Annotated in this window: 5 protein-coding genes; all 5 read right to left on the bottom strand. The window is 62.3% G+C overall.

All coding sequences use genetic code 11. The features are described from left to right. Positions 1 to 208: 208 nt before the first annotated feature. Positions 209 to 625, bottom strand: coding sequence for a 50S ribosomal protein L17 (gene rplQ / locus OZ411_RS42570; RefSeq protein WP_130580942.1), 417 nt, complete (start codon positions 623 to 625; stop codon positions 209 to 211). A gap of 139 nt (positions 626 to 764) precedes the next feature. Continuing rightward, complete coding sequence (locus tag OZ411_RS42575) at positions 765 to 1,808, bottom strand: DNA-directed RNA polymerase subunit alpha (RefSeq protein ID WP_207234542.1); 1,044 nt, start codon at positions 1,806 to 1,808, stop codon at positions 765 to 767. Between the two features lie 99 nt (positions 1,809 to 1,907). Beyond that, positions 1,908 to 2,297 (bottom strand): 30S ribosomal protein S11, encoded by a 390-nt coding sequence (gene rpsK, locus OZ411_RS42580; RefSeq protein ID WP_006021048.1) that lies wholly within the window; start codon positions 2,295 to 2,297, stop codon positions 1,908 to 1,910. A 110-nt stretch (positions 2,298 to 2,407) separates the two neighbouring features. Beyond that, a complete protein-coding gene (rpsM, locus tag OZ411_RS42585) occupies positions 2,408 to 2,776 on the bottom strand; it encodes a 30S ribosomal protein S13 (RefSeq protein ID WP_130580944.1) in 369 nt (122 codons plus the stop codon). Between the two features lie 187 nt (positions 2,777 to 2,963). After that, the gene (locus tag OZ411_RS42590) at positions 2,964 to 3,812 is read right to left on the bottom strand and encodes an adenylate kinase (RefSeq protein ID WP_282532746.1); all 849 of its coding nucleotides are present in this window, start codon (positions 3,810 to 3,812) and stop codon (positions 2,964 to 2,966) included. Positions 3,813 to 3,995 lie beyond the last annotated feature (183 nt).

Here is a 3,995-nt window from a genome sequence, read left to right on the forward strand (position 1 = left end):
CGCAAAAACCCAACCCAACCCTGTTCGTTGAGAGCCTTGACTCACTAAGCCCCATATGAGGGTGGGCAAAGGCGCGTCGGCGCCGTGCCCACCATTCACACTCCGCTCGTGACGGGGGGCACGCTACGCTTTGCCCACCCTACACTCGGAAATGAAAAAGCGGCGCTTGATGGCGCCGCTTTCACAAACCTTCAGGATCGAAGCAGGCTTACGCCGCCTCGGCTTCCTTTTCCTGCACCGGGCCGGAATCCTGGCCCTTGGCGTCGACATCGCGGTCGACGAACTCGATCACGGCCATCGCGGCATTGTCGCCATAGCGGAAGCCGGCCTTGATGATGCGGGTGTAGCCGCCCTGGCGGTCCTTGTAGCGGGTCGCCAGCGTGTCGAAGAGCTTCTTGACCATGTCGACGTCGCGCAGTTCCGAGATCGCCTGGCGGCGCAGCGCCAGCCCGCCCTTCTTGCCGAGCGTGACCAGCTTCTCGACGATCGGGCGCAGCTCCTTGGCCTTCGGCAGCGTGGTGACGATCTGCTCGTGCTTGATCAGGGCCGCAGCCATGTTGGCGAACATCGCGCGCCGATGCTCGGCCGTGCGATTGAGCTTCCGATGAACCTTTCCGTGACGCATGATCTATTCCTTTTCGATTGTCGCGACGGTTCGTCGGACATGTTTCTCAGGTGGGCTTCCTGCGTTCGCCCAGCATGGTGAGTAGCGAATGGCGAATAGCGACTGGTTTTCCATTCGCTATTCGCCACTTCCTATTCGCTCAGTAATGATCCTCGAAGCGCTTGGCGAGCTCGTCGATGTTCTCCGGTGGCCAGCCCGGCACTTCCATGCCGAGATGCAGCCCCATCTGGGCCAGCACTTCCTTGATCTCGTTCAGCGACTTGCGGCCGAAGTTCGGGGTGCGGAGCATTTCCGCTTCCGACTTCTGCACGAGATCGCCGATATAGACGATGTTGTCGTTCTTCAGGCAGTTGGCCGAACGCACCGACAATTCGAGCTCGTCGACCTTCTTGAGGAACGCCGGGTTGAAGGCGAGATCGGGGATGATCTCCTGCGCGACTTCCTTGCGCGGCTCTTCGAAGTTGACGAACACGTTGAGCTGATCCTGCAGGATACGCGCGGCATAGGCCACCGAGTCATCCGGCGTGATCGCGCCGTTGGTCTCGATCGTCATCGTCAGCTTGTCGTAGTCGAGGATCTGGCCCTCGCGGGTGTTCTCGACCTTGTAGGAGACCTTGCGCACCGGCGAGAACAGGCTGTCGACCGGGATCAGGCCGATCGGCGCGTCCTCAGGACGGTTGCGCTCGGCGGGCACATAGCCCTTGCCAGTCGCGACCGTGAACTCCATGCGGATCTCGGCACCGTCGTCCAGGGTGCAGAGCACGAGATCCGGATTGAGCACCACGACGTCGCCGACGGTCTGGATGTCGCCGGCGGTGACGACGCCCGGACCCTGCTTCTTCACGACCATCCGCTTGGGGCCTTCGCCCTGCATCTTGATCGAGATGTCCTTGATGTTGAGGACGATGTCGGTAACGTCCTCACGGACGCCCGCGATCGAAGAGAACTCGTGCAGCACGCCGTCGATATGCACCGACTGCACCGCAGCGCCCTGCAGCGAGGACAACAGGATGCGGCGCAACGCGTTGCCGAGCGTCTGGCCGAAGCCGCGCTCGAGCGGCTCGGCGACAATGGTCGCAAACCGCGCGGCATCGGAGCCGGCCGTCACCTGCAGCTTGTTCGGTCGAATAAGTTCCTGCCAATTCTTCTGGATCGTCACTGTGTCACCCGTGGTGAAGTCGATTTGGGCCAGTCGACATCAACTTACTGGCGTCGCGGATTAGTCCGCGCGGTCAATTCCAAAAACAATCGCGAGACGGCAAAGCCGCCCCGCGACCAACAATCAGACGCGCCGGCGCTTGCGCGGACGGCAGCCATTGTGCGGGATCGTCGTCACGTCGCGGATCGAGGTGACGGTGAAGCCCGCAGCCTGCAACGCGCGGAGCGCCGACTCACGGCCCGAACCGGGGCCGGCGACTTCGACTTCCAGCGTGCGCATGCCATGCTCCTGCGCCTTCTTGGAAACGTCCTCCGCCGCGACCTGTGCGGCATACGGAGTCGACTTGCGCGACCCCTTGAAACCCATCGTGCCCGCGGAAGACCAGGCAATGGTGTTGCCCTGCGCGTCGGTGATGGTGATCGTGGTGTTGTTGAACGACGAATTCACATGCGCGATGCCGGAGGCGATGTTCTTGCGTTCGCGGCGGCGTACGCGGGTGGCTTCCTTGCCCATTCCAAACCTTTCCTATGATCTCAACGCCGCCGTAATGCCAGCGGCTACACCTCAAAAGGCGAGTGGCGAATGGCGAGTAGCGAATAGATTACTATTCGCTATTCGCAAACTTACTTCTTCTTGCCGGCGATCGCCTTGGCCGGCCCCTTGCGCGTGCGCGCATTGGTGTGGGTGCGCTGGCCGCGCACCGGCAGGCCACGGCGATGGCGCAGGCCACGATAGCAGCCGAGGTCCATCAGCCGCTTGATGTTGATGCCGACCTCGCGACGAAGGTCACCCTCGACGACATAGTCGCGGTCGATCACTTCGCGAATCTGCAGCACTTCCTGGTCGGTCAACTGGCTGACGCGACGATCCAGCGGAATCTTGACCTTCTCCACGATGTCGGCTGCGTTCTTCTGGCCGATGCCATGGATGTACTGAAGCGCGATCAGCACGCGCTTGTTGGTTGGAATATTCACGCCGGCAATACGGGCCACGGCCTTCTCTCCTGTCGCCGATCCCCTGGGATCGGTGCTTCCTAGATCTCTGCTATCTCGGGCAGGTGTCCACAAACGCGAACATGACGCCCTCCCCTCGTTCCTTCGGGGCCCGGCATCGTCATAAAACTATCCGACTTGGATGCGAGCCTTATTAAAGGATTCATGTCGGTTTCGTCAACCGCTCCTAGCGCTTAGCTCGCTTTTTCGTGAGCTTTTTTGCGGGCCGCTTAGCGGCCTGCCTTACCGTCTTCTTGGCCTTGCCGACGCCCCTGGCCTTGGCGGCCTTGGAGACCGTTTTACGGGCCTTCCGGGCGGAGGTGGCGGCCTTTTTGGTTCCTTTGGCTTTGGCGGCCGCCTTCTTGGCGGGCGCCTTGGCTCCCTTTCGGGCGGCTCCAGAGGCGGAGCGCTTGGCTGGAGAGGCTCGCCGTGCCGCCTTGGGTTCCGTGGCGCCGAGCGCCTCCAGGATCCGGTTGATTTCACCCGTAACGTGCTCGATGGTCATCATGCCATCTACGGTCAGCAGCTTGCGGCGCTCGGAATAGTAGTGAATCAGGGGTTCGGTCTGGGCGCGGTAGCTTGCCAGCCGCTTGGTCAGCACTTCCGGCGTATCGTCGGCGCGGACTTCCTCGCCGCGCGCCCGCGTCTCGGCGGCGCGCTTCTCCACCCGCTCGAGCAGCGCGCTCTCATTGACGCGAAGCTCGACCACGGCGTCGAGCTTGAGGCGCTTCTTCTTCAGGAGGTCATCCAGCGCCTCGGCCTGCGGAACCGTGCGCGGAAAGCCGTCGAGGATGAAGCCGTTCTTGGCGTCGGGCTGATCGATCCGATCGGAGATGATGCCGATCACGATCTCGTCGGGCACCAGCCCGCCTGCGGCCATGATGTCCTTGGCCTGCAGCCCGATCGGCGTGCCGGCGGCAACCGCGGCGCGCAGCATCTCCCCGGTCGAGAGCTGGATAATACCGTGCTTCTGAACCAGCCGCTGGGCCTGAGTCCCCTTGCCCGAGCCCGGCGGCCCCAAAAGGATCAATCTCATGATTTTTCGCCCCCCGGCTTGGTGAGCGCGATCCGCACACCCTTGGTTTTGACTTTTGCGCCGCCCGCATTCCGCTCTATCAGCGGCGACGGCCCCTGAGCTTGGACTTTCTGATCAGCCCTTCATACTGATGGGCAAGCAGATAGCCCTGAACCTGTGCCACCGTATCCATGGTCACGCTGA

This window comes from Bradyrhizobium sp. Arg237L (assembly GCF_029990105.1).
GTDB lineage: Bacteria > Pseudomonadota > Alphaproteobacteria > Rhizobiales > Xanthobacteraceae > Bradyrhizobium.